This is a genomic window from Bifidobacterium sp. ESL0827 (assembly GCF_052606685.1).
The window spans coordinates 161,994-187,399 of the sequence record NZ_CP199597.1; the positions used below are offsets into that span (position 1 = coordinate 161,994).

The 25,406-nt window shown below is 57.9% G+C and carries 19 protein-coding genes and 1 pseudogene; 15 read left to right on the forward strand and 5 right to left on the reverse strand.

Going from position 1 to position 25,406, the window contains the following annotated elements; all coding sequences use genetic code 11:
• Nucleotides 1–136: 136 nt before the first annotated feature.
• The 7 genes from ACUIAI_RS00610 (at nucleotide 137) to ACUIAI_RS00640 (ending at nucleotide 11,117) form a co-directional block, all read left to right on the forward strand.
• Nucleotides 137–2,425, forward strand: a complete 2,289-nt coding sequence (locus ACUIAI_RS00610; RefSeq protein WP_445342279.1) for a CPBP family glutamic-type intramembrane protease — start codon at nucleotides 137–139, stop codon at nucleotides 2,423–2,425.
• A gap of 103 nt (nucleotides 2,426–2,528) precedes the next feature.
• Nucleotides 2,529–3,581 carry a lysostaphin resistance A-like protein gene (locus tag ACUIAI_RS00615; RefSeq protein ID WP_445342280.1) on the forward strand — a complete coding sequence of 351 codons (1,053 nt, stop codon included), beginning with the start codon at nucleotides 2,529–2,531 and terminating at the stop codon, nucleotides 3,579–3,581.
• Between the two features lie 140 nt (nucleotides 3,582–3,721).
• Nucleotides 3,722–5,053, forward strand: coding sequence for a UDP-N-acetylglucosamine 1-carboxyvinyltransferase (gene murA / locus ACUIAI_RS00620; protein WP_445342281.1), 1,332 nt, complete (start codon nucleotides 3,722–3,724; stop codon nucleotides 5,051–5,053).
• Between the two features lie 15 nt (nucleotides 5,054–5,068).
• A complete protein-coding gene (locus ACUIAI_RS00625) occupies nucleotides 5,069–5,962 on the forward strand; it encodes a lysophospholipid acyltransferase family protein (RefSeq protein ID WP_445342282.1) in 894 nt (297 codons plus the stop codon).
• Nucleotides 5,963–6,078: 116 nt separating this feature from the next.
• The gene (locus tag ACUIAI_RS00630; RefSeq protein WP_445342777.1) at nucleotides 6,079–7,077 is read left to right on the forward strand and encodes an NAD(P)H-dependent glycerol-3-phosphate dehydrogenase; all 999 of its coding nucleotides are present in this window, start codon (nucleotides 6,079–6,081) and stop codon (nucleotides 7,075–7,077) included.
• A gap of 293 nt (nucleotides 7,078–7,370) precedes the next feature.
• Complete coding sequence (locus tag ACUIAI_RS00635) at nucleotides 7,371–8,519, forward strand: D-alanine--D-alanine ligase family protein (RefSeq protein ID WP_445342778.1); 1,149 nt, start codon at nucleotides 7,371–7,373, stop codon at nucleotides 8,517–8,519.
• Between the two features lie 69 nt (nucleotides 8,520–8,588).
• Entirely contained in the window at nucleotides 8,589–11,117 is a 2,529-nt protein-coding gene (locus ACUIAI_RS00640) for a DUF4268 domain-containing protein (RefSeq protein WP_445342283.1), read from the forward strand.
• Between the two features lie 26 nt (nucleotides 11,118–11,143).
• On the opposite strand, the gene ACUIAI_RS00645 is transcribed toward ACUIAI_RS00640, so the two are convergent.
• Together ACUIAI_RS00645 and ACUIAI_RS00650 are read right to left on the reverse strand one after the other, a co-directional pair.
• A complete protein-coding gene (locus tag ACUIAI_RS00645; RefSeq protein ID WP_254477996.1) occupies nucleotides 11,144–11,995 on the reverse strand; it encodes a mechanosensitive ion channel family protein in 852 nt (283 codons plus the stop codon).
• A gap of 59 nt (nucleotides 11,996–12,054) precedes the next feature.
• Nucleotides 12,055–12,507: a GNAT family N-acetyltransferase gene (locus ACUIAI_RS00650; protein WP_445342284.1), complete on the reverse strand. Its 453-nt coding sequence runs from the start codon at nucleotides 12,505–12,507 to the stop codon at nucleotides 12,055–12,057.
• 276 nt (nucleotides 12,508–12,783) lie between these two features.
• Between ACUIAI_RS00650 and ACUIAI_RS00655 the strand changes: the two genes are divergently transcribed.
• Nucleotides 12,784–13,380 (forward strand): sugar O-acetyltransferase, encoded by a 597-nt coding sequence (locus tag ACUIAI_RS00655; RefSeq protein ID WP_445342285.1) that lies wholly within the window; start codon nucleotides 12,784–12,786, stop codon nucleotides 13,378–13,380.
• On the opposite strand, the gene ACUIAI_RS00660 is transcribed toward ACUIAI_RS00655, so the two are convergent.
• Nucleotides 13,340–14,152 carry an ABC transporter ATP-binding protein gene (locus tag ACUIAI_RS00660; protein WP_445342286.1) on the reverse strand — a complete coding sequence of 271 codons (813 nt, stop codon included), beginning with the start codon at nucleotides 14,150–14,152 and terminating at the stop codon, nucleotides 13,340–13,342. The genes ACUIAI_RS00655 and ACUIAI_RS00660 overlap by 41 nt on opposite strands.
• 396 nt (nucleotides 14,153–14,548) lie before the next feature.
• Here ACUIAI_RS00660 and ACUIAI_RS00665 point away from each other — a divergent pair, with 396 nt between their 5' ends.
• The 4 genes and pseudogenes from ACUIAI_RS00665 to rsmD all read left to right on the forward strand — a co-directional run.
• Entirely contained in the window at nucleotides 14,549–15,574 is a 1,026-nt protein-coding gene (locus ACUIAI_RS00665) for a helix-turn-helix transcriptional regulator (RefSeq protein WP_445342287.1), read from the forward strand.
• Between the two features lie 124 nt (nucleotides 15,575–15,698).
• On the forward strand, nucleotides 15,699–15,893 hold the full coding sequence (gene rpmB, locus ACUIAI_RS00670; protein ID WP_029677698.1) for a 50S ribosomal protein L28: 195 nt from the start codon (nucleotides 15,699–15,701) through the stop codon (nucleotides 15,891–15,893).
• Between the two features lie 99 nt (nucleotides 15,894–15,992).
• Nucleotides 15,993–18,470 (forward strand): ATP-dependent DNA helicase RecG, encoded by a 2,478-nt coding sequence (locus ACUIAI_RS00675; protein ID WP_445342288.1) that lies wholly within the window; start codon nucleotides 15,993–15,995, stop codon nucleotides 18,468–18,470.
• A gap of 10 nt (nucleotides 18,471–18,480) precedes the next feature.
• Nucleotides 18,481–19,110: pseudogene (gene rsmD, locus ACUIAI_RS00680) on the forward strand (16S rRNA (guanine(966)-N(2))-methyltransferase RsmD); the annotation flags it as partial.
• Here rsmD and trmD read toward each other — a convergent pair.
• Nucleotides 19,111–20,061, reverse strand: coding sequence for a tRNA (guanosine(37)-N1)-methyltransferase TrmD (trmD, locus tag ACUIAI_RS00685; RefSeq protein WP_445342289.1), 951 nt, complete (start codon nucleotides 20,059–20,061; stop codon nucleotides 19,111–19,113). It lies immediately after the preceding pseudogene.
• Nucleotides 20,062–20,409: 348 nt separating this feature from the next.
• On the opposite strand from trmD, the gene ACUIAI_RS00690 reads away from it, so the two are divergent.
• The 3 genes from ACUIAI_RS00690 (at nucleotide 20,410) to ACUIAI_RS00700 (ending at nucleotide 24,065) form a co-directional block, all read left to right on the forward strand.
• Nucleotides 20,410–21,033 (forward strand): hypothetical protein, encoded by a 624-nt coding sequence (locus ACUIAI_RS00690; protein ID WP_029677702.1) that lies wholly within the window; start codon nucleotides 20,410–20,412, stop codon nucleotides 21,031–21,033.
• Nucleotides 21,030–22,139 carry a helix-turn-helix domain-containing protein gene (locus ACUIAI_RS00695; RefSeq protein ID WP_254477979.1) on the forward strand — a complete coding sequence of 370 codons (1,110 nt, stop codon included), beginning with the start codon at nucleotides 21,030–21,032 and terminating at the stop codon, nucleotides 22,137–22,139. The genes ACUIAI_RS00690 and ACUIAI_RS00695 overlap by 4 nt, the downstream gene beginning before the upstream one ends.
• Before the next feature lie 522 nt (nucleotides 22,140–22,661).
• Complete coding sequence (locus ACUIAI_RS00700; RefSeq protein ID WP_445342290.1) at nucleotides 22,662–24,065, forward strand: MFS transporter; 1,404 nt, start codon at nucleotides 22,662–22,664, stop codon at nucleotides 24,063–24,065.
• A 29-nt stretch (nucleotides 24,066–24,094) separates the two neighbouring features.
• Here ACUIAI_RS00700 and ACUIAI_RS00705 read toward each other — a convergent pair whose 3' ends face one another.
• Nucleotides 24,095–25,111 (reverse strand): YdcF family protein, encoded by a 1,017-nt coding sequence (locus ACUIAI_RS00705; RefSeq protein ID WP_445342291.1) that lies wholly within the window; start codon nucleotides 25,109–25,111, stop codon nucleotides 24,095–24,097.
• Nucleotides 25,112–25,406 lie beyond the last annotated feature (295 nt).

Genomic DNA, 25,406 nt, shown 5'->3' on the forward strand with positions numbered 1-25,406 from the left:
GATTCTGTCGAGGAAGGGCGGGGTCGGGCTAGACTCGGATATGTAGTGTCATGATATGAACGCGGGGAAAGGTTCGTGTCGCTGGACGCCCTTGACGGTCGTACGGTAGTGCATGAAGGGGAAGGATCATCGACGGATGAGGGATGATGAGGATCGGGACAGCGGCAGCGAATCTGCCGATGCCCAAGATGAGCAGGGGCGCTGGAAGGCCTCGCGCTCCTCTCTTGCCCTCGTGACCGCAACCCATACTGCCGGCAAGGACTACGCCCGCCACTGGGACTACCAGGAGGGGTCCATCGATCTGCCGCCGCTCAGCCTGCCGGGCCAGGCCGTGGATGATGGCCTGGCCTACCCGGGACGGATTGCCCATAGAAAGATTGCGCTTCCGGGCGCTGAAGGGGCTGGCCATCGTGGACGTACGGGGTCTATGCCTGTCGGTGAACGTCCCTCGGTGCTTCCTGGATCCGATGATTTTTTGACATCGGTCACTATAGCCAGTCAACCGGCTGTTCCAGCATTTTCTCCGGCGGATCTGTCTGCCGACGGGCACGAAGAGAAGGGGTCCGGCGAGGGGTCTGTACCCAGGCGCGTGGTGATTCGCCGGGATCTGGAGGCCCCCAAAGTTGCGAAGGCTCCGAAGCAGCAGGATCATTCTTCGGCCAAGGTTGTCTGGTCCTGGACCAAGCCGGAGGTCAGCAATGCTCCGGTTTTCTCCTGGAATATGGGCAAAGGCCGCAAGTCGGCAGCAAAGACCCGTGTAAGCAAGCCCAAAGCCCCTGCTGCCAAGGCTTCGTCTCTTGCCGCATCTGTTCCTGCCTCGCCAAGCAAGGCTACAGGTTCTGCCGTTTCAACAGCATCTGCCCCCGGTTCTTCGTCTGCCGAACCGGCTGAGTCCAAGCCGACGGCTGCCGCTTCGGCGGATTCGACGTCTGCCAAGCCGAATACAGCGGCTTCCGCACCCGCAAAAGTGTATGTTCAGCAGTCTCCGACCCCAGTGGTATTCACTGATCGACCGGTCGTCGTTCGCCGTTCAAATGCCGACTGGGATTCGCTTATCGCTGGTTCATCGGCTTCAGGTCAGGGCGTCGCCGCTGCACAATCCGTTGCCAGTGGTGCCAAACATCAGGGGCGCCAGGTCTGTTCGACTCCACGGGTGGTTGATCAGCTGGCCGAGGTCGTCGGCATCAGCACAGGCGGTCGGACCGTTACGTCATCACCGAGGACTCCGGCCGCTCAGGCGGATTATGCCGTTCAGCCTGTGCAGGCCGTCCAGACAGTCGGTGAAGTTCAATCCGCCGGCGCCCAACCTGCTCCGTCTGATTCCTCCAAGGCTGCGAATACATCCGCTCCAGCCGCGCAGCACGTTGTCGTCTCAAGCAAGCTGGATGAGGGCACGCCGAATGCTTCGGCAGTGGTCAAGGCCCAGGCGAAACCACAGACGGCCACCAAGTCGGCATCCTCTGGCAAGCCCGTCTCCTACAGGGCCAGCTCGGGGGTTCTCCACGCTGTTAACGGCCAGGCCGCCTTCGCCTTCGTCTACCTTGCCATATCCGTTCTGATGCTCATGGTCGGTTCGGGGATGATCCTGCCGGTCATCATGGAGCGGGTCAAGGACCCAAGGGCCATTGCCTTCCTATCCGATGGGATTACCCTCCTGTCGGTCCTGCTGGCGCTGGCCTATGCCTTTATTTCAGAGTGGAGCGTTATTCGAGGTAAGGATCAGCGAGAACAGGACGCCGTCCATTGGCGAACAGATAGAAGAATGACACTGACGGCTCTGCTGGCCCTTGTGACGGTGCTCCTGTTGAGCCAAGGGATGGTCCATGAACTGAACAAGTTCTTCAACCACTTCTGTCTGCTTCTGCACATCCCCTCCCTGGCCTCGCGCAGTCTGCTGGTCACCGGAACTTCCTCACCGATGATGGCCGTGTATGCCCTGTTGGCGGTTCCCTTGGCCGAGGAGCTGGTTTTCCGCGGCATCATCCTCAACGGGCTGCGCCGGTTCGGCAGGGTCTTTGCCATCCTGACCGCGTCCCTGCTCTGTGCACTCTTGCAGTGTGATCCGGTCTCTGGGCTCTGGATCTTCCTGCTGGGGCTGGCACTGGGGTATTGCTCTCTGGAGTATGGCCTTATCTGGGCCATCGGAGCACGTATGGTCGGCGATTTGCTCTTTAGTGGCCTGCCCAACCGTTACCTGATGAGCGCTCCGCAAACTGCTCGTATGTCGATTTTGGCAGTGGCATTGGTCTTGGTTCTGGCTGGACTGGTCATGTTCTTCCTGCACCGCGCCAGTCTGTTTGACTACCGGCGGCGCTATCGAGCCCCTAAGGGAACCTACGCCTCCTGGAGGCAGCCCTGGTTCCTGCTCTATTTACTGCTCTGCCTGCTGCTGACAGTCTTCAAGTTCGTGCCCGGTCTGCTCTAGAGCATGACGCATTGGGGCTGCCAGTGGTGGCGTAGACTTGGACCAGCTGGGGGTCAGTGCCGGATGGCCAAACCTGCAGAGGATCATGAAAGGGCATGGTGACATGGGGCAGACAGCGACGGCAGCCGACGCGTCAGGGACTGGGCAGACTCAAAAGCCCAGACGAGGCATGGCGGATCGCGCATGGATGAGTGCGGCCAGGGGGATGCTCAACCGTCAGGCCGCCCTGCTGCTGGTCTATCTGCTTATCATCAACAGCGTCGGTCTGCTGTTCGGTGTTCTGGCTCAGATGGAGTGGAATGCCGTGTTTGATCCGGTGCCTGCCCACTCGGGATTTATGTATGTGATCGTCCATGCTGACAAGGAGTATGGAGGCATCATCAACCTGATCGCCGCCTGCACAGGTCTCTGCTTCCTGGTCTTCACGCGGCGGCGGCAGATCTGCGATTCAGGCCCTATCGGCATATTCCACACTGATCTGCACCCCATGACCTGGCAGGTTTTGCTGGGATGCTTTGCACTGACGCTGACCGGGCAGACCCTGGCGGACTGGTATCAGTCAGGCATGGACTGGACCACGGCGCGGTTGGGAGTGCAGCAGTCCTGGACCACGACTGAGCAGATCCAACAGGCCTCGGGTACCATTCCCATGTTCATCTACGTCAGCCTGCTGGCCCCCGTCATCGAGGAGCTGGTCTTCAGAGGGGCTATCCTGCACGCGCTGAAGCCCTACGGCCACGTCTTCGCCATCGTCACCTCCGCTGTTATGTTCGGCTTCTTCCACGGCGATCTGGATCAAGGATTCTTTGCTTTCATTATGGGTCTGCTCCTGGGCTATCTTGCCTGCGAATACTCCATCTTCTGGTCCATAGCCCTGCACGTGTTCAACAACCTGGTCGTCAGCGACGGGCTGGAACTCCTGCTCGGGTTTATGAGCGACAATATGTCCTCCTACGTCAACGTGCTCATGATGTTGGCAGGCATGCTGGCAGCCGTGCTGGTCCTTTACTTGGGCCGCCATAGGATCGTCGCTTTTCTGCGGGAAAACCGCACGTATACGAACGTCTATGGTGCCTGGGCCTGCCCGTTCTTCATCATGCTGCTGCTGATCATGGGCTTCACGATGCTGACCCCCTTCGTTTCAACCGGCGCCTGACCAGTATCTGACTGGGTGGACGCTCTATGCCGGAGGCGACAATTCACGGTGTCCCCACACCCCCTGTGGCAGACTTGCAAATAGGGGCCGATGACGCGCCAAAGCCCGGCTCTGAGCGGATACGAGAAAGAAGCCGATAAATGCCCAAGGTGAATACACAGAATGATGTGCTGCATGTGGTGGGCGGCAGGCCCCTGCATGGCACCATACAGGTCCGCGGGGCCAAGAACTTCGTCAGCAAGGCCATGGTGGCTGCCCTGCTGGCTCCCGATGTCTCGGTGCTCAAGAACGTGCCTGAAATCCGTGATGTCCAGGTGGTCTCGGATCTGCTGAGACTGCACGGCGTCAAGGTGGATGTCAGTCCGCAGGAGGGCGTGGTCACCATTGATGCCCGCCATGTAGAGCTGGCTGATGTGGCCGATGTGGACACCCTGTCGGGCTCTTCCCGCATTCCCATTCTCTTCTCCGGGCCGCTCCTGCATCGGATGGGAGAGGCTTTCATTCCTGTTCTGGGCGGCTGTCGCATCGGTAGCAGACCCATCGACTTCCATTTGGAGACCCTGCGCAAGCTGGGGGCCAATGTCGACAAGGAGCATGAGGCCGGCATCCACATCACAGCGCCCGACGGCCTGCACGGAGCCAAGATCCACCTGCCCTACCCTTCGGTAGGTGCGACGGAGCAGACCCTGCTGGCGGCCGTTCTGGCCGAGGGGCGTACCGAGTTGTCAGGGGCGGCTACCGAGCCCGAGATTATGGATCTAGTGGCGGTCCTACAGAAGATGGGTGCACAGATATCCGTGGACGTGGACCGGACCATCCGTATTGAGGGGGTGCCCTCCCTGAAAGGCTTCACCCATACTTCTTTGCCCGACCGAATCGAAGCCGCCTCCTGGGCTTCAGCCGCCCTGGCCACCCACGGCGACATCATGGTCAAGGGCGCCCACCAGCCCGACATGATGACCTACCTGAATGTCTTCCGCAAGATCGGCGGCCAGTTCGATGTGCGCGACGACGGCATCCGCTTCTGGCATCCGGGCGGCGATCTGCGGCCCGTGGCCATCGAGACCGACGTGCACCCCGGGTTCATGACCGATTGGCAGCAGCCTCTAGTAGTCGCTCTGACCCAGGCCAAGGGTCTTTCCATCGTTCATGAGACCGTCTACGAGAACCGCTTCGGCTTCACCAAGCCGCTGATTCAGATGGGCGCCACCATCCAGCTCTACAAGGAGTGCCTGGGATCCCTGCCCTGCCGCTTCCAGCAGCGCAACTTCAACCACTCGGCGGTCATCTTCGGACCTACTCCGTTGACCGGTCAGGACATCGATGTGCCCGACTTGCGTGGCGGTTTCAGCCACCTGATTGCGGCACTGACAGCCTCTGGCCCCTCCACTGTCCACGGCATCTCCCTGATTGACCGCGGCTACGAGGACTTCCGCGATAAGCTGCTAGCCCTGGACGCGCAGATCGACTGATCCGGCAGGCAATAGATGGCTTCCAAAGGCACACCCTCCCCCCGGTCTGCGGTACCAGCCCTGCCCGACCAGCAGGTGGCTCTGCTGGCCCAGCGGCACAGGCTGGTGGATCCGACACGCTACTATCCCACTGGACACCGCACGCCGGCCCTGGAAGAGATAGATGGTCAGCACCCTGTGGGGACCACTCGTCTATTGCGTGGGGTTTCTCAGGTGGTGCGTGGCTCTTGCCGGGTCTATGCCTGGGGGTTGGAGCGGGTGCCGCAGACCGGTCCTTTTATCACCGCAGCCACCCATGTGACCCAGTTCGATGTTTTCATTCCTATGATGGCCCTCTTCCACCAGGGTCGTCGTCCTCGCTACATGGCCAAGGCCGAGATGGCCCATTGGCCCCTGATTGGCAGCTGGTTCCGCATGGTGGGCATGCAGCCGGTGGAACGCAAGTCCGGCAAGGCCAGGTCGATTGAGGAAGAGTCGATCAGCATCCTCACTTCGGGAAGGCCGCTGACCATCTGGCCTGAAGGGACCGTGACCCGTGACCCCCTGAAGTGGCCCATGTCGCTCAAGCCCGGGGTCGGATTCATCGCCTTGGAAGCCTCGCGGCAGCTGGGCCGCATGGTCCCTCTCTATCCCAGCATCACCTGGGGAGCGGCATCGATCAACCACAAGTGGCCTTGGCCTCGCAAGAACGTAGTCATGTGCTATGACCGGCTCCTTGACTATTCAGATCTGCTTGAAGATGTGAATCAGTGGGGCGCGGAACCCCCCAAGCAGTCCGTGCATGCCCTCTGTGTCCGTCTACGCAATCGAATGGAAGCGGTTATGGCTGAGATTCGTGGTGAAGAGCCCCCGGCGGCTGGATACTTCGACTACGTGACCATGACCCGTCGGCCCAGAAGTGAGCAATAAGGCCGAAACCCACCTCTAATTCCTCCTGCCTGGCGTTGGTGTCATAGGATGGTAGAGACAAGAATGAGGCTGCTGGTCGGCGTTCCCGTGCGCACGGCATTATGCAAAGGAGAATGATGACGAAGATCGCGGTATTAGGCGCAGGCGCATGGGGAACCGCTTTTGCCCAGGTACTGGCTGATGCTGGCAACCAGGTGGTCATGTGGGACATCGATCCGGATGTCGTGGACGAAATCAACAGCCAACATTCGAATACTCGCCGCCTGCCAACAGTGGAGAGGTTGCCCGACGCCATCATCGCTGAGGGTGACCGGGCCAAAGCCGTCTCGGGGGCTGAAATCGTGGTCGTGGCCATAGCTGCTCAGCACGCCTGTGAGGCCTTGACGGAATTCAAGAGTCTATTGGATCATGATGCTATTGCAGTTTCCCTGATGAAGGGGATTGAACGGGGAACCGACAGGCGGATGGATCAGGTAGTCTGCGGGACGCTGGATCTGGACCCGGTCAGGTTTGCGGCCGTCTCCGGTCCCAACCTGAGCAAGGAAGTGGCCGCCCGCGAGCCAAGTGCCACCGTGGTCGCCAGCGCTGATGCCGATACCGCCATGAGAGTAGCCCGTGCTTGTACGACCGACTATTTCAAGGCCTTCGTCTCGGACGATGTGATCGGCCTGGAGATGTGTGGGTCGCTGAAGAACGTCACTGCACTGGCTGTAGGGATGTCACGTGGGGCTGGATTCGGGGAGAACACGGCCGCCATGATCCAGGCCAGGGGGCTGGCTGAGCTCACTGCCCTGGGGGAGGCCTGCGGGGCCAAGTCCAAGACCTTCGCCGGTCTTGCTGGGGTCGGCGACTTGGTGGCCACCTGTGGGTCGTCCCTGAGCAGGAACTACACTTTTGGTTTTAATTTGGGCCAGGGCAAAAGCATCGAGGAAGCCACTCGCGTCAGCAAGGGTGTCGCCGAAGGCGTACCCACCACCGATGCTGTCGTCGCTCTAGGCAAGCGCTACCAGGTGGCGACTCCGTTGGCTACGGCCATGAGCCATGTGCTGGATCAGGGTCTGAGCTGCCGGGGCATGATCGACGAGCTGTTCGGCGGGCAAATCACTGCAGAGTAAGTCTGCCTACTATCAGAAAATCCTGAAGGTTATAGGGGTACAAAGGCTTTGAAGCCAGCGCTATTAACCTTTTGATTGAAGATGTGCGGTTTTCGGAATCAGTCAGTAGGTCCAGCTTGTCTGGTGCCTGCATAAGCTCCACCATGGCTGTTCGTGCCAAGCTTGTGGATGAGCGACTCCGACCAGGTCTTGCTGCCTGCCGAGGGGATATTCTGCTGTCTTGAATGATGTATCTGCTCGGGCAGGTGCGTGAGGTTGAAAATCATGTCCAGGATGAGGAAAGCCGAGGGATGATGGTCAGGAAACGTGTTGTAGTGCTTTATGGCGGGCGTGCCGACGAACATTCCATATCCTGCGTGTCGGCGGCCGGTGTGCTCAACGCCATCGATACCGACCGATATGAGCCCATCCCCATTGGCATCACCAAGGACGGTCGATGGACCATCGGCGGTCAGGATCCCAAGCAGTGGGGTCTGGGCGATGCCAGTCTGCCAACCGTGCAGATAACCGAAGGCAGCCGTCCGGTCATTCTCGACATGGCCCGCTGCAGAGAGGGTTTTCTGATCGGCGATCATGCTGATCTGGTCTCTGGAGCCGAGCCTTCCGGGACCGTTGGTTCTTTGGAGTCTTTGGGTCATGTTGACGCGGTTTTTCCGGTTCTCCACGGCCCTTACGGTGAGGACGGCACCCTGCAGGGTTTGCTCGAAATGATGGGCCTGCCCTACGTCGGATGCGGGGTCTTCGCTTCTGCTGCATGCATGGACAAGCACTACACCAAGATTCTGCTCAGCCAAGCCGGCATACCTGTGGCGCCTGGCATCACCATTGATTCGCGTGAACAGCGATCCGGGGCCGACTTGCTGGCCGCTGTGAAGAAGGCGGAGCTGCATTATCCGCTCTTCGTCAAGCCCTCCCGTGCAGGATCTAGCTTTGGTGTGGTCAAGGTAGAAGAGCCTCAAGCTGAAGCCCTGGCTGCTGCGATCGCCGAGGCTGCGAAGCATGACTGGCGGGTCCTGATAGAGGAGGGCATTGAGGGGCGGGAGATCGAGTGCGCCGTGCTCGCCTCCAGCAAGGACAGACAGCCCCGTACAGCTTGGCCAGGCGAGGTGGTGCTGGACAAGGCTGATCAGGACGAGGCCTTCTACGATTTCGACAGCAAGTATGTGGACTCCTCCGCTTCCCACGTGGAGGTCCCTGCCGACCTGCCAGAGGAGACTCTTCAGAAGGTTCGCGACCTGGCTGCCAAGGCTTTCAAAACCGTGGACGGCGCCGGTCTGAGTCGTGTCGACTGCTTTGTGACGCCAGAGGGCAGGGTCATCGTCAATGAGATCAACACCATGCCTGGTTTCACGCCTATCTCCATGTATGCCAAGGCCTGGGAGGCCACTGGAATCACCTACACCGATTTGATTACTGAACTGATCGAGGGTGTATCGGCCTGACTGTGGCAGTGGGTGCTTCCTATAATGGGAGCGTCCGCCGAAGTACTCGCTGGTAAGGCAAGGTTCCTCATGGATGCTGGTCCCGTTAAGCTGCTGAGTCTCATTGCCGATAAGAGCAAGCGTTTTATTGTCCCTGTATATCAGCGCCCCTATTCGTGGGATAAGGAACAATGCGAGCAGCTTTGGAACGATGTGCTCGCTATTGAGCGTTTACACGAGAGCGCCCATTTCATGGGTTCGCTGGTCTGGATTCAAGAGGGCACCATGGGCGCCGATGGGGTGACGCCAGCCCTCATTATCGATGGTCAGCAGAGAATTACAACTGTCAATCTTCTCTTAGCGGCACTTGCTGACTATGCAGACAGCCACCAAAGCCAGGCCAATGAGTTGCAGTTTTCCTGCGAAGAACTCACAAGAGAATATCTGATTGATTTTTCTCGTGAAGGCGAGGCGCATTATCGTTTATGCCTATCGCAGGGTGATTGTGACACATACGAGTCCATCATTCACCATTTGGAAAATTCTAAAGTTCCGATTACGGGTGAGTCCCGTAGACTTATCGATAACTTCCATTGGTTTAGTCATCAATTGAAGGGTATGAAGGATCCAAACAGTGTGTGGTCTGGGCTCAGATCCTTGGAGGTAGTGTCGATCTCCTTGACGCAGGGTCAGGATGATCCACAGGCCATCTTCGAGTCCATGAATTCAACTGGTAAGGACCTGTCGACTGCAGATCTGGTTCGTAATTATGTGCTCATGCGGCAGCCTTTGGAGACTCAAGGGATGTTGTATGAAGATCATTGGAGAAGAATTGAAATAGCGCTAGGCGTGGACGTCTACGATGACGTTTTTGATGATTTTCTCTATGATTGGCTTGCCATCATCAACGCCCCCAGACCAGTGCCTACACGAGACGTATACCGGTTCTTTAAAGACTACGTGACCAACAATGGCTACGATAACCATGGTCAAATAGTCGGGCTTCTTGATCAGATGAGCAAGTTTGCCGGGTACTATTCGCGCATTACTTCGAGCTCGGTGGATGATCCTGAAATAGATCGATTGTTTGATCGTATCCGTGCTCTGAATATGTCTGTCATCAACCCCTTGCTCATGACCCTTTTGGATGATTACCAGGAGGGGGATGACCTCTTCAGCCGCAGTGATTTTGTATCCATGTTGAAGTTGTTGGAGAGTTATCTCTTCCGCCGCATTGCCTGCCAGATGTCCAACAACGGGCTGAACCGGTTTTCGCTTTCGGTCATAGCACGTCTCAGACAGATAAAGGAAGACGGGTCACCCGACTATCGGCAGGCTTTTGAAGCAGCCTTGCTGGGCGGTGCCGGTACAAGTCATCGGATGCCTGATGATAATGAATTTCGTCAGACCCTTCTTTCGCGCGACTTCTATCCCTTTTCGCGTTGTTATTACATGTTGACAACACTGGAGAACGCGTACCATCCTAAGAACCCGATCGACTTCTCCTCCAGGAATTACACCATTGAGCATATTCTGCCCCAGAATGCGCTCGCTCATGAGCAGTGGCGGCAAATGTTGGGTGCTGATTGCGAACGGGTTTTTGCGGAGCATGTCAACAAGCTGGGTAATTTAACTCTGACCGCTTATAACTCGGAACTCTCAGATGGGCTGTTTAAGCAGAAGAGGGATCGAATTGTCGGTGGGTATCAGGATGAATACCTGTCTATTTCACGTGAGTTGCGTGGTGCGGAGACATGGAACGCTGAGTCCATCGAGGCTAGGACGCGTCGGCTAGCCGATGAGGCTTTGCAAGTCTGGTCTATGCCGAAGATCGATCGTGCGATTATCGACAAGTACCAGGCTGATAAGCAGGCGAAGATTCCGGCAAAGACGGTTTCTTTGCACATGTTGGGTGCCAGTGGCCTGCTGAAGCCTGGCGATCAACTCGAAAGCCTTTCCCGTAAGTATGAAGCCAGTGCTCTGATTACTGAAGAGATGATGATTAGGGTTTCGGACGGGCGTGAATTTGAGAGTCCCTCGTCGGCAGCTTCGCATGTTCTCAAATTGGCTGGGGCGAGCAGCAGCTCAATCAATGGCTGGACGTTCTGGGGGCATGGAGGCATCAGCCTTGACGAGTTTCGTTCTCGTTACCGGGTTTCGCAAGGTGATATGGAGTCTCTGGACCGCTCGAAGGTGAGGGCCATGTTCTGGGATGGGTTCGTCGACTTCTGCAAAGCTAGGAATGACTTCATGTCCGCTTTCGGCTCGGCCTTTGCCAGAACCGACCATACGAAGTACCGGCTGAGTTTCGGCTCGCCCGTTTCTGGCTGCAATCTGGCAGGCCTCATCGGCATCAGGGACGGGTACGCCACTGTTGAATTCCTCTTTCATGATCCTGCGAAATACGTGGACTTCCTTGAGCACAAGTCTCTGGTCGAGAGCGACCTGTCAGGCCAGGAGGGTGATTTGAGCTGGGATGATACGGATGTAGACAAGAAGTCACGTCACCTGACTCTGACTAGGCGTACTGATTACAAACAAGACCAATGGGATGATATCTATCGCTGGCTGGCCGACGCTTTGCTCAAGATGAAAAGCGTCAGCAAATACGTCCGCTAGTGATTTGGGGCCCAAACCTAAAGCAATCAGTTGGCTTGGTCTACATCGTTCTCTGATTGGAGCTCGGCCTCCTGGACCAGATAGTCCTGGCCGGCAAGAGCGCGGGTGGCGGCATCCTGCATATCGGCGGCGATGACGCCCTGCTTGGCGAACATGACCACTTGGCCCTTGATGCCATAAGGGGTGAAGCCCTGGAGCTGGACAATGGGCGGGTTGGATGGCATGGCCATGCCCTTGGTTGTCTGAGCCACCACCTGTGCAATGGAGTGGGAGGACTTGGCTATATCGGCATCTCCTCGCAGGGTGAAGGGAACCGTAGTGGCGGCTTCGCCGGCCTCGGTGATTTTCTCGAGCGCCGTGGTGTTGAGGATGGAGTTGGGGATCAGCAGCTGGTTGCCAGTTCTGTCGATGACGATGGTATGGCGCCAAGTCACATCGCGGACGGTTCCGGTGGTGCCCTGGATGGTGATGATGTCTCCGGGCTGGACCACCTTGCTGACCATGAGTCCGAAGCCGCCGACAATGTTGGCGATTGTATCCTTCAACCCGAAGGAGAGCGCCAGGCCGCTGACGCCTAGGGCGGCGACCACTGTGGATGGGTTGATACCGAAGACGGGTTGCAGGACTGTGGCAGCAGCGAAGATCCAGATCAGGGCGCGGACGATGTTGACGAAGATGGAGGCACTGGGCAGGTTGGTCCGTTCCAGGGCACGTCGCATGGCCGCCGCTACGATCTTGGAGATCAAGGCAGCGCAGACAGCCACGACGATCAGAAGAATGATCTTTCCGAAATTCTGACGGAACCAGTAAATGACGGCATCGCTGAAGCTGGAGATGGCCTGTTCGGACCTTCCCATGGGATCCTTATTCGGATTCATACCTGTGATGCTTGTTCTGGCTGAAGCTGATATTTCATTGGCAAAATTGGCGGTCAGATTCATGAGGCCTGGTCCTCTGGCTCGTTTCCGGTGCTGCCTTTCAGGGGCTTGTCCATCCACATGTGCGGGCATCCCTCGTCCTGGTCATGAATGCCCATGTCCCTATAGCCTAAAGACTTATAGAAGCCCGCCACCCGTTCCTGGGCGTGAAGCGTGAGCCGGTCGGCCCCGCGGCTCCGAGCGGTTTCCTCAGCCTTGCCTACCAAATTGGCGCCCAGGTGCTGACCGCGGTAGGGCTTAAGAACGGCCAAGCGGCCAAGGGTCCATGCCTTGCCACGGTCGGGAAAGATTCGGCATACACCGACGGGATCATCCCCATCGTAGGCCACGATGTGAAGACTGACATCGTCGGTTGGGTCGAACTCGTTGTGAAAGCCCTGCTCCTCTACGAATACGGCCTTACGGATGGCCTTGGCATCCTCGGGAATAACCTCGCTCACCTCATACCGCATGCTTCCTCCTCGCCACGGCCCTCCGCTGTCTCTAATCTACCAAGCCTGACCCTTGGCGTGAACGGATGTCCACAACAGGATGACGAATGGTACGTATGGCTGCAGGCTGTCTGACCCAGACGATTACATGGACAGGGACTCTGTAAGCAGTGTGAGCTTGCAAAAGTGACAGTGAAGTGACACAGGAACGATGGGATGGCCATGGACAAGGACTCAAAACTGACAAGTGCGACTGGCGGAGCTGGTAAAGGGAATTGGCGCTCGCAGAAGGAGCGGATGCTTGCTGGCGAGCTTTATGACGCATCGGATCCCGACCTGAGCCAGCTGCGGGTCAAAGCCCACGAACTTTGCCGTCTTTTCAACGCGTCTTCCGAGCAGGAGCGGGAACTGCGCAGTCGGCTTCTGGACGATCTGGTGCCCGAACATGGTCAGGACGTGGACTTTATGGGGCCTATCTACTTCGACTATGGGTGCTTCACCAAGCTCGGCTCGCGCATCTTCGCCAATTTCAACTTCACTGTTCTGGATACATGCCCTGTACAGATTGGCGATAATGTGATGATCGGCCCCAACGTCACCCTGGCAACCCCCCTGCATCCCCTGCGGTGGCAGGAGCGGAATCTGAGACGCCATGAGGATGGCACCCTCTACGACTACGAGTTGGGCGCTCCGATCACCATCGGATCCAACTGCTGGCTGGCGTCAAACGTGACTGTGGCTGGGGGAGTGACCATCGGCGATGGGGCGGTCATCGGGGCTGGATCCGTGGTCACCCATGACATCGCGCCTGACTCCCTGGCTGTGGGTGTGCCCTGCCGGGTGATTCGTACCATTACCGAGGCTGATCGGATGGAACTGCCAGAGGAGGGCTGAAGGCCTCCTGATCCGGCACGGCGTCCATGCTGGCTAGTTGTTGGGCTATGGTCTGCGGGTCTCCGCCCGGGCATGCTGCCTGAATGCGCCCGTCCTGGAGGAAGATGACGCGGTGGGCCCGGGCGGCGACGTTGGGGTCGTGGGTCACCATGAGGATAGTCTGGCCGCTTCTGACAGCCAGATCGAAGAGGTCCATAACCTCCCGCGAGCTATGGGTGTCCAGGGCGCCGGTAGGCTCGTCGGCCATGATGATTTCCGGGCTGGCAGCCAGGGACCTGGCGATGGCCACGCGCTGCTGCTGGCCACCACTCATGTCGGCCGGATAGGTGTTGGCGTACCCTTCCAAGCCGACGTTCGACAGGGCAGATAGGGCCGCTTGGGCGGAGATTTTCCTGCCGCCGAAGAGGCTCGACAGCATAGTGTTCTGCAGGCAGGTAAAGGCGTTCACCAGGTTGTAGTCCTGGAAAACGAAGCCGATATGGTCACGCCGGAGTCGGGTCAGCTCCCTCTCTTTCATTTGCGTCAGGTTCTCCCCGGCAATGGCCACCGTACCCTGCCTGAACTTGAGCAGCCCCGCGGCGCAATAGAGGAGAGTCGATTTGCCGGCGCCTGAAGGGCCCATGATGGCCGTCCAGGTCCCAGCCTGACATTCCAGACTGATTTCGTCCAACACCCGGGCGCTGTGTTTCTGCCGTGTTCCATAGTCATAGCAGATCTTGTTCAGAACGAGTGGGGTTTGTGCATATGGATCCTTAGCCATTCGATGCTGCATCGTTGCCTTCCTTTCGGCCGTCGCCTGCCTGATCTCTTCTTCTATAAGACCATGGCGAGAGCTCCTGTCAGGGTGTTTTCAGGGTCGAATCGGGGACAGTTCAGGGTGGAATCCGCAGGATTCGCATTTGCTCCTGAAGGGTATGTATCGTGAACGTAGAGGGGTCGCACCTCTTGCCAGAAGGGGGGATTGATGGGCGAATCGTCATCAGGATGCCAGGGATCTAGTAATTGCTTATTTCCTTGGAATTGCAAGGATGCAACCGTCGGTTGACAGCAAATATCGGTGTCTTCGCCGGGTGCAACCCAAAGCTGGTGGCGGTCGGAGCCCTGCACGGTTCATCATGGTCTCATTGCTGATTGAATCGGCATTCTGTCGATCGGGAGAAAGAACAATATGAGTTTCAGAACCAACGTGCAGTATCTGCGTTCGCAACGCAATATGACTCAGGAGCAGCTGGCCATGCTGGTGGGGGTGTCCCGTCAGGCGGTATCCAAGTGGGAGTCGGACAAGGCATATCCTGAGATGGACAAGCTTCTGGCCATCTGCGACCTCTTCGGCTGCACCCTTGATGACCTGGTCCTGGGCGATGTTCGGCATCCGGGTTCAGGGCAGCGTGTGTCCAAGCCTGACCATCAGGATGCCGCCCAGGCGACTCCGACAACCTATGCGACTGTGCCTGTCCAGTCTGCCATGGAAGACGTGACCGGCTACGCATCCTTCAGCAATGCTTACAGTCTTAGGATGGCTTTCGGCATCGCCCTTATCATGCTGGGACTGGCTTTTGGTGGTCTCTTTGCCGGAGTCAGCCAGCCGACCGACGCGCACAATGGTCTGGCCTTTCTTGCTCTGATGATTGGCATTGTCCTGGGCCTGGCCTGTCTGATACCGGCAGTTGCCGCCAGGAGGGATTTCCGCCGCAGGCATCCTTATGTGGCGGATTTCTATACCGATGAGGAGCGCTCGCGAGTATACCGGCAGACTACTTGGGAGCTGGTCTGCGGTTTGGCTGTCGTGCTCTTGGATGTGGGGATCAACTCTGCTGGGTTCCTGGTCTGGGGCTGGTCCCATCAGGTCAGAGGGTTTGTCTTCTTCCTTCTTCTGGCTCTGGGGATCTTCCTACTAGTCCATGCGGGAACGAGCCACAGAATGATGAACCTCCGGGCCTACAACAGGCAGATTGATTCCGTCGATGACGGTCGCTGGGACACCTATCGTTACGAACACCGGATAAGCAATGCCATCAGTGGAGTCATCATGGGCCTTTGCACGCTGGTGGCCCTGACCATGCTCTTCTCCGGCAATTACGACAACCTTTTCGGTTGGCGCATCCCATTCTGGGCCATCTGGATCATCGGCGGGGTATTTTGCGGAGTGCTTCAGTCTCTGATCGGCATCTTCCGCAAACCTCCGCGTGCCTGAGACCGTTAATTTGCCTAACTTGACGGAATGTAGTAGTCTAACAAAGTTGTGTGTTCATCCGTAACCCTGTGCTGCGGGCAAGAACACCTGGGACGACTTGGAAAACAACGTAAAGGAAGTCATCATGGCAGCTCGTTGCGCGGTGTGCGGCAAGGGCCCGCAGACCGGTTACAGTGTTTCTCATTCGCATATCCGGAACAAGCGCATCTTCCGCCCCAACCTGCAGTCGGTGCACACCACCGTTGATGGACAGAACGTGCGTCTGCGCGTCTGCGTCAAGTGCCTCAAGGCCGGCAAGGTGCAGCGCGTCGCCGCCTGAAGGCGGTTCGTCGGTCGTATTGGGACCCCCGGGGGCATACTCCGGGGGTTCTTGTCATCCTGAGGGATGATGATCGACGCTTGCGGGAGGTGATCGGGCATGTCGGCAGTGGCTCATGTTGGGCTGCACAGCACAGTGGCCTCGCTGGTGGCCAACAGGCGTCGGGTGAGCGCTCTCAAGGCTCTCGGCGTGGTCACGGTTGGGGATGCGCTAACCTATTATCCTTTCCGCATCACCGATCCCATGCAGGTCACCACTATTGCCGGCATCCGGCTGGGTGAGCCCTGTGCCTTCGCCGCCCGGGTTGATCAGGTGCGTCTGGTGCCACTGAGCGGCCACCGGGGCTTCCGGCTGGACGTGATGGTGGACGATGCGGCCTTCGTCGGCAGTCGGGGCGGCACTCCGTTGGCGGTCAGGCTGGTCTTCTTCTCTCATAAGAAGCCCTATATGGACTGGATGGTCCGTCGGCTGCAGGTAGGGGTGGATCTAGTCGTGGCCGGTGAGCCTGGCATGTACATGGACCAGCTCCAGTTCACCCATCCAGAAACGCTGGTTGTTGCTGATGCCGATCAGGAGGTTTCTGCGGACGCATCCCGGCCCGATGCGGCCAGCCTTGATGAGGCCTTGGACCGCGTCCGTCGACCACGGCCGGTGTATCATGCCAGCTCCCGCATCTCTTCGGACCATATTCACGATGTCATTCTGGGGTTTTTGCGTTTGCTGGCGCAGGCTGGTAATTCACCTGGATCCATCCCTGCAGCCAGTGTTTCTGAAGAGGGGCAGCCCAGTGCCGATGTCCGCATCGATCCAGAAGCGCTGGGCCGTGCTATACCTGATGTGTTGCCTGAGCAGGTCCGTGCCGACCAAGGGCTGTTGCACCGTGCCCGTGCCCTCTTGGGCATGCATGCGCCCGACAGCCCCGACGACTTCGCTGCGGCGCGCAAGACTCTGCGCTATGAGGAGGCCTTCGTCTCGCAGACAGCCCTTCTGCAGACCCGTCGCCAGACCCAGCAGCAGCCCACTTATCCATGCGCTGATTCGGGCGCTGACCGTCCGGACACCCTGCCTGCCCGTTTCATTGACTCCCTGCCATTCCAGCTGACTGATGGCCAGCGTCAGGTCATCAACGATATAGGCGTCGATATGGCTAAGGATCAGCCCATGCAGCGGCTTCTGCAGGGCGAGGTCGGCTCCGGCAAGACCGTGGTGGCCCTGGCAGCCATGCTCCAGGCGGTTCAGGCTGGTCATCAGGCTGTCTTGGTGGCTCCTACCCAGGTGTTGGCCGAGCAGCACTATGCCTCCATCGGCGGCATGCTCAAGGCCATGGGCACCGATGTGACCGCTACTGCCGTCGAAGGCCGCCATAAGCCTGTGGACAACGTCACCATGATTCGTATGACAGATCAGTTGGTCCTGCCTCTGGTGCTGCTGACAGGAGGCATGAGACTGGCCCAGCGCCGCTCTGCCCTGGCAGTCTCGGCCTCGGGTCGTCCCTGTATTGTCATCGCCACCCATGCGGCCTTCTCCAAGACCTTCCAGGCTCCCAATCTGGCCCTGACTGTCATCGACGAGCAGCATCGTTTCGGGGTTGAGCAGCGCGAGGAGCTGCGTCGCAAATCCGAGCGCGTTCCCCATCTGCTGATCATGACCGCTACGCCCATTCCGCGTACAGCTGCCATGACCTGGTTCGGAGATCTTGACATCTCTGCCCTGACCGAGCTGCCCAGCAATCGCAAACCGGTGCGCACACACGTCATCGCGGAGTCTGACGGAGCGACCATGGGTGCCATGTTCCTGCACTTGCGTCGACGGATTGAGGCTGGGGAACGGGCCTATGTCATCTGCGCCCGCATCGACGATGAGGACGACCCTTCGGTCTCCTCAGACCGCCCCGGTCAATCCGGTGGGTCTGACTCCCAACCTGAACTGCTGGTTGAGGAGGCTCAAGGTGATGGACAGCGTCCGCCACTGCATTCGGTGGCTGAAATGAGTCAGCGTCTGGCCGCCCTGCCGCAGTTCCAAGGCATCGCCATGGCCACGTTGACCGGGCGAGACGACGATGCCACCAAGAATGCCGTCATGGTGGACTTTGCCTCGGGCCGGACACCCCTGCTTGTGGCTACCACAGTTGTGGAAGTGGGTGTAGACGTGCCCCAAGCCTCCTGCATCGTCATCTTCGATGCCGATCGGTTCGGGCTCTCCCAGCTTCATCAGCTGCGCGGCAGAGTGGGACGCGGCGGCACAGACTCCTGGGCTTTCCTGATCTCGCGTGCTCCTGCGGATTCCCCGGCTGCCGAGCGGCTTAATGTCATTCGCGACACCACTGACGGGGCCAAAATCGCCGAGGAGGACATTCGCATCAGGGGAGCTGGCGACGTGCTGGGGGATGCCCAGTCCGGCGGGCATTCCTCCCTGAAGCTTTTGCGGGTGGTCACCGATGCGCCCATGATCGCCCGTACTCGCACCCAGGCAGGCCAACTCCTGGAGTCTGACCCAACACTGGCCGAGCAGCCCGAGCTGGCTGGCGCTGTTCTGGATTTCATGAGGGGCAACGAAGGTTTCCTGGTCTCCAGCTGAAAGGACAACAGACCATATGCACATCATCGCCGGCCGATTCAAGGGATTCCCCATTCCTGCAGCCCTCAAGGGTACCCGGCCCACCACCGATCGGACCAAGGAAGCCATCTTCTCCCATCTGGAGTCCGAAGGCCTGTTGTCCGGTGCTCGGGTCCTGGACCTGTTCGCCGGTACGGGGGCCTTGGGATTCGAAGCCCTATCCCGTGGTGCCCAGAGCCTGGTGGCTGTGGAGTCTTCTGGCCGTGTCGCTGGGCTGCTGTCACGTTCAGCTGCAGGGCTGCGCCATCACCCGGCTTGGGATTCAGCCATGGACATTCGCGTCAGCAGAAACCGTGCCGAGCGCTTTGTCCGTCCCCTCTCCTCAGGTCATGAGGATGCCGGTCTGTCCGAGGCTTGCTTCGACCTGGTCTTCATGGACCCGCCTTATGATCTGTCGACGGAGGACTGCCAAAGCATTATGACCGGCCTGGCTGGCCGCGGAATGGTGGACGATAGAGGCATGGTCGTTCTGGAGCGATCGACACGCACCCCGCCGCCTACGGCTCCTGAAGGATGGGCCATTGATCAGGCTCGCACTTACGGGGAAACAGCAGTCTACTATCTGAGGCCCGCTGATTATCCCCGCAAATTTGGCGGCTGATCAATTTGAAGGCTGGTCCAGAGGTCTCGGATGGGTTTTCCCTGTGTCCCAGCCCAGGTCTTCCAAGAGATGGCGGTCGTGCTTATCGAGAGTGGAGCAATCCAATCGGGCAATCAGGTCGGGACGGATTCGACTGGTTCTCCTGATGGCTTCGTCGCGCCGGAATCTGTCCACCTTTCCGTGGTCGCCGCTGGTCAGTATCTTGGGCACGGCCATACCCCTCCAGGTGGTGGGGCGTGTGTACTGGCGATATTCCAGCAGCGGCTCGTCCCCGGTGTAGGACTCTTGCACGATGGATTCAGGATTGCCCATGAAACCGGGCAGGAGCCGGGTGATGGCCTCCAGCATGACCGAAACGGCCACCTCGCCCCCATTGAGCACGTAGTCGCCAATGGAGTACTCCCGGACATTGATCCCCTGATTCCGGTAGTAGTCGGGAATGCGTGCGTCGTAGCCCTCATAGCGGCCGCAGCCGAATACTAGCCTCTTCGCCCGTGACAGCTCTGTTGCATCGGCCTGGGTGAACAGGGGAGCGGATGGGTTGGGGAAGATCAGGACTGGTCCGGCCGCGCTGGCCTCGTGGCTGTCTGCAGATGAACCTGCCTCGGATGCTATGGTGTAGCTTTTGTCGCCGGAACTCTTCGCTGCCTCTTTTTCTTCTTCAGTATCGGTAGTGTCGGCTGTCTGGTCTGGGGTGGGTTGCTGCAGATTCGATCCGTCTGGAAAGCCCAGCAGATCGTCCAGGCATTGGCCCCAGACTTCGGGTTTCATGACCATACCGGCTCCTCCGCCCACCGGAGTGTCATCCACCGAGTGATGCACGTCATGGGTCCAATCGCGCAGATTGTGGGCACGTATAGTAACCAGGCCCTTCTCCTGGGCTTTGCCCAGCAGACTGAGTTCGGTTACGTCAAAATACTCGGGGAAGACGGAGACGATATCGATTTGCATGTCACCAACTCTACCCAAGCTTGTTCGGGTCGGGATCGGGCACGGATTGGCGCATCTTTAAGTTCGCCTAAAGGTTGATTACGTGGCGAGCTTCATTTCCAACGAGTCTGTCAGATTGATGGCTGCTGTGCAGCAACCGTTCGAATATGGTCGGCTCAGTGGGGCTATATCGTCGCCTTGTATTTGTCGTCATGAGGATTCGTGACAGCGTGACGGTGAAGAGACAAAGCAAATCTGCATTTATTCTGACTTGATAGATTAATTTTATGGCAGTAAACTCAAACTCAGATAGTAAAATAAAATAATGCTCCAAATATCAAACACAAACGCGCGTTTTAAGGAGACTCCTTGGAAAAACTTGAGCTCATCCGTCAGAACCTCATTCCAATCAATGATGCCCTTCCAACATTGTTACCGCAGGCTAGGCTTCGCTCACTCTCGGCCATGAACACGCTTGGCACTCCTCGAATCGAGTATCCGAAGCTCTATGCAGACAACTTCAATGCAACGCTCCGCGCAGAAATCGCAGATGAGCCAATCGACGGCTGGAAACTTACGAAGTCCACCTCTTGTCTTCATCTGCGCAATATCAGTTCAGGCCTCAAGCTTCGATTCCTCAAGAAGTTCAAATTCGAGGGAAGTGTTCCTCCAGCCGGAACGAACTTACGGCGTAGGGAGGCATGGGTGCAACCAGCCATGTTCGACCAGGAGCTTTCCGGCAAGAAGCCGCTGAGCAACTCAGAAATTGTCTTGGTTTGGACTGAAGCAAACGGCATTTTTCATTGTTCCGCCTACCAACCTACTGGAACCGGCCGGTTTCCTAAGGGCGCTCCCTGCATCGCTCTCATGGTTCTTCAGATGGGTGAAGGTTTCAACGGTATGGCATTTAACGGTGATGACGAAGAAAACGAGCTGTTGGTCCCACGCTCAAATACAATTGTCCAAGAAGAAAAGGAAGAGACGAACGGATGAATGAGTTCAACCCCACGCGCATTGAGCTTGCCCGGAAGTATCGGGGTTGGACCAAAAAAGAGCTTGCCGAGCATTCTGGCATGACCCCGACCTACATTGGCATTCTGGTTGGCAATCCGACTGCGAATCTTACGGAATCAAGCATTGAAAAGATAGCCTATGCGACAAGCCTTCCATTGTCTTTCTTTATGCTGCGCGAGCCAGGTCTTGACTGGAATCGTCTAGCCTTTCGCCGCAAGAAAAGAATCACACTGAATCTCAGTAACCGCATCTGCGCGGAGTTCGAAATGTTGACGGACATGGTCTCCAGGGTGAGTTCGATGTCAAATGTGCCGGATGATACGGCTTCCTGGCTTGATGAGATTGCGCCTACCTTGGACCCGCAGGCACAGGGAGTCCGCGACATCGCGGCCAACACGCGTGCGATACTGGGTCTGCCTTCCACGGGAGCGGTGCGCAACATGATTCGAATCGTGGAACGTAAAGGAGTGATTATTGCGCCGCTGACGACGAAGGTGGCTGATTCAGTCAGTGATGGAGTTACTTACCCAGGCAAGGCTCTTATAGGCTATTTTCCAGAAAACAAGCCTGGCGACCGGCTCAGATTTACTATTGCTCATGAGCTGGGTCATCTGGTGCTGCACCGGTACCGCCGTCCCAAGGATGTGTCCTTGATGGAGAGGGAGGCTAACGAGTTCGCTGGTGAATTCCTTCTTCCTGAGTCTGACGCACGAGCGGTCATCAGCCCGAGCATGATGCTCGAGGACTACCTGTACGTAAAGTCCGGGTGGGGAATTTCCGTTGGTGCAGCTGTGCGCAGAGCTTTCGATTTGGGCCTGATCGATGGGGACAAATACAAATCCCTATACGTTCGCATGGCGCAGCGTCACTGGATAAAGCATGAGCCCGTAGAGGTCAAGACGGAGCATCCGGTGCGTCTTGCTCAAATGATCGGCCGTGCGTTTGGCGGTCTGGACGATACCGGTCGTTCTACGGTGCCCAGAGATGGGATTGAGGGATTCCTTGGCATTCCTTTTGAACTGGCGAACGATTGGTGTGACGACAGGCTGACGGAAAAGGCGGCGAGCTGGACGATCATGAGATAGGCTAAAGCAGCTACTAGGAACATCTCCATGAAGACCACATTTGTCAGCGAAATATTCGGGAAGAACTTTCATACGGGTAATGTCAAGTCGAAAAGAATCTCAACGGGTCCTTTGTCGACGGAACAGAAAAAGTATGATTGGAACCGCGAGGGCTAGATTCGTCCAGAATTATTGCAGGCGTGGCGAAGTTTGGAAAATCAACGGACGGGTAGCTTAGTCTGGTCGATGATGAATGTAAGTTGTTCGAAACCGCGTCAGTGCAAACAGCAAATCTCAATGCTATCAACTTTCCCAAGCCTGTTCGGGTAAGGCGTGCGCACCAGGATAGGTACGCCTGTTGGTGCTACACTGTCTGGGTCTACAAGTCGCGTATGAATCCGGCTTGGAAGATGTCATCAACGCAGCCAGAGAGCTATAACCGTTGCGTAAACAGCAATGAGAGTGGCATCGGATGATGCCATGCCGTACGGATCCGTGGAGATGGCTATGCGAACAGTCTGATGCGTTAGGAGCGGACGGTCCATGGTCGACCATGTTGATAAGAGAACAAAACTGCTGATTACCGGTACTGCCGGGCTTGCTTTCTGCGGGGTCCTTTTGGAGACCTCGCTCAACGTCACTTTTCCGGAGATGACCCAGTACTTCAAAACAGGGCTGGGCACAGTCCAATGGCTGACCACTGGCTATCTGTTGGTGGTGGCCCTGACGGTTCTGGCTGCCGCTTGGCTGGAACATTCATTCACGACCCGCACACTGATTCTCGCCAGCGTGGGAATATTCCTGGGCAGCGACCTGATGTGCATCCTTGCTCCAAGCTTTCCCGTTCTTATGGCGGGGCGCCTCCTGCAGGGCATCAGCACTGGTATCGCTCTTCCTTTGGTGTTTTCATTGATCATGAAAAAGGTTCCTCTTCACATCCAGGGTCGTTACGTGGGCAGCGCCGGCATGGCGGTGGCCCTGGCACCCTCCCTGGGCCCGACCTTTGGCGGAGCCGTTATCCAGGCCTTATCCTGGCGGGCCATCTTCCTGATCGTGCTGCCCATCGAGCTGGTATTCGGGATTATCGCCCTCATCTCAGTAGACAGGGAGACGGCCCATGTCGGTGCTTTCGCTTGGCTCCAGTTCCTTTTTCTGGGGGTCTTTCTAACCGGTCTGACCATAGGACTGAGCACCTTGGATGTGCATGGCCCTGTCACTTGGCTGTCCTTGTTCATTGGGGTCCTGGCACTTGTTGCAGGCGTCTGGACCCTTACGCACCAGCGCACCAGGCTGATCAACATTGCGGTCTTCCGGAACCGTACTTTCACCCTTGCCTTGATCCTCTACTTCCTGGTCCAGTTCGTTCAAATTGGCCTGACATTTATCCTGCCCAACATGGCCCAGTCCGTCCTGGGGGAGACCTCCACCGTTGCCGGCCTGCTTCTGCTGCCGGGGAGCCTGCTCTCTGCGCTCTGCCAGCCCGTCACAGGCGGCTATCTGGACGGCCATGGCCTGCGTGGACTGCTCGCGGTGGGAAGCACTGCCTTCTTCCTCTCGGCCTTAGGTTTCTTGGTCCTCAGCCGGCACTTGTCCGTCCTGCTGATGATTCTTCTTTACGCCTGCTACATGGTCGGTCAGGCTTGTGTCTTCAATAACCTGCTCACGGTTGGACTGCAGCATATCCCAGCCAAACTGGTGCCTGACGGTAACGCACTCTTCAACACCCTTCAGCAGTATTCAGGCGCCGCCTCGACCGGCGTTCTGGCCGCCATCATCACGGGCATGCCTAAGGCCAGCGGGCTTCATGCCGGCGCTCAGGCCTTCCAGTTCGGAGCTGTTTGGGCTTTCGTTTTCGTCTTTATCATCGTCCTGGTCATCCTTCTGGTGGCCTGGTTCCTGGAGCGCAGCCTGGCCAGCCAGGATAAGAGCGAGATTAAGGTTGTATGACCTCTGATTCCCTCTAGAAGGCAGTGGTTTTAATTCAGCAATGAGATGCCGACCCAGACGGCCCAACCTAGTGCAAGGACCAGGTAGGGCCACCAGTGCATGCGGGTGATGGCCACGAACTCCCGGATGAAGGCGGTCGGCCAGTAGTAGCCCTTGGTGTGTGAGCCGATTCCGTCGGCATTCAGGCCGACCTGACTGGCGTATTCGCTGGCCCGGAAGACGTGGTAGTCGCTGGTGACCAGGGCCACCCGGTAATGCTCAGGCCCGGTGCCTACCTCGTAGCGGTCATCCAGGATCTGCTTGGAGTAGCGCAGGTTCTCCAGGGTTGTGGTCGACCTGTCTTCCATGATGATGGCTTCGGCTGGCACTCCGCAGGAGCTGCGTAAATACTGAGCCATGGCCCTGGCCTCGCTGATGACCTCGTCGGGACCCTGCCCTCCGGAGACCACGAAACGCCCGCGTCGGCCCTGTCGCTTCCAGAGGTCTACAGCCTTGTCCAGACGCCCCCTGAGCAGAGGCGTAGGTTCTTCGCCGCGCAGGCCGGCTCCGTGGATGATGATGTAGTCGTAGCGACGCTTGCGGGGCAGCATCCTGTAAAAGTTGGAATAGAGCAGCAGAGCCAGGAAGGAGAAGAAGAACCAGGTGGCTTCCAGGTCGATCAGCCCGGCCAGCTTCTGCAGCCATGAGGGTGCGCCAAACCCAGCCAAGAGGGGTGAAAGAACCATGTAGGCCACCACGGCCAGTGCAAGCAGGCCGGGCAGCAGGGTGGTCAGGGAGACCCCCTCGTGTCGGATAACGATGACCGTGTTGGCCAGCAGGAAGCAAATCACCAGCAGGGGAGCGGCGATGAGCAGGATGACCAGGGGCAGGATCAGCCAACGCATGCCGAATTGCAGAAGAAGCGCTCCGCCCAGGGTTAGCAGCAGGAGCAGCAACCAGATGGCATTGCGGAACTGCCGTGGCTCCTTGTGCAGGTCCCAGAGGAAGAGCAGGCCGAAGATGATGGCGGGTGCATAGAGCAGGAGGAGTTGCAGGTGGTTGGACATACGCCGATTGCCCCTTTCACGAGGATGGCCGCGCAGGGTCTGACTCCACTGTAGCGAATCGACAAGTCACCTCTCATCCTTGACATGCCAAGGACTCCCAGACTGCCGTGGTAGCATAAGTGTGGTAAATCTCACACGTTCAAAAGCTGAGGGTGGGCGATTCCCAACGGCGCGAATTCTAGGTCGAGACCATGATAATGATGGGTCCTTTCAGGATTGCACATCGATGTCCGCATGGGCGTGGTCGGTCGCAAGGCAGCGGTGCGTTGGAAGGATTAGGGGTTCAGGTGATGTC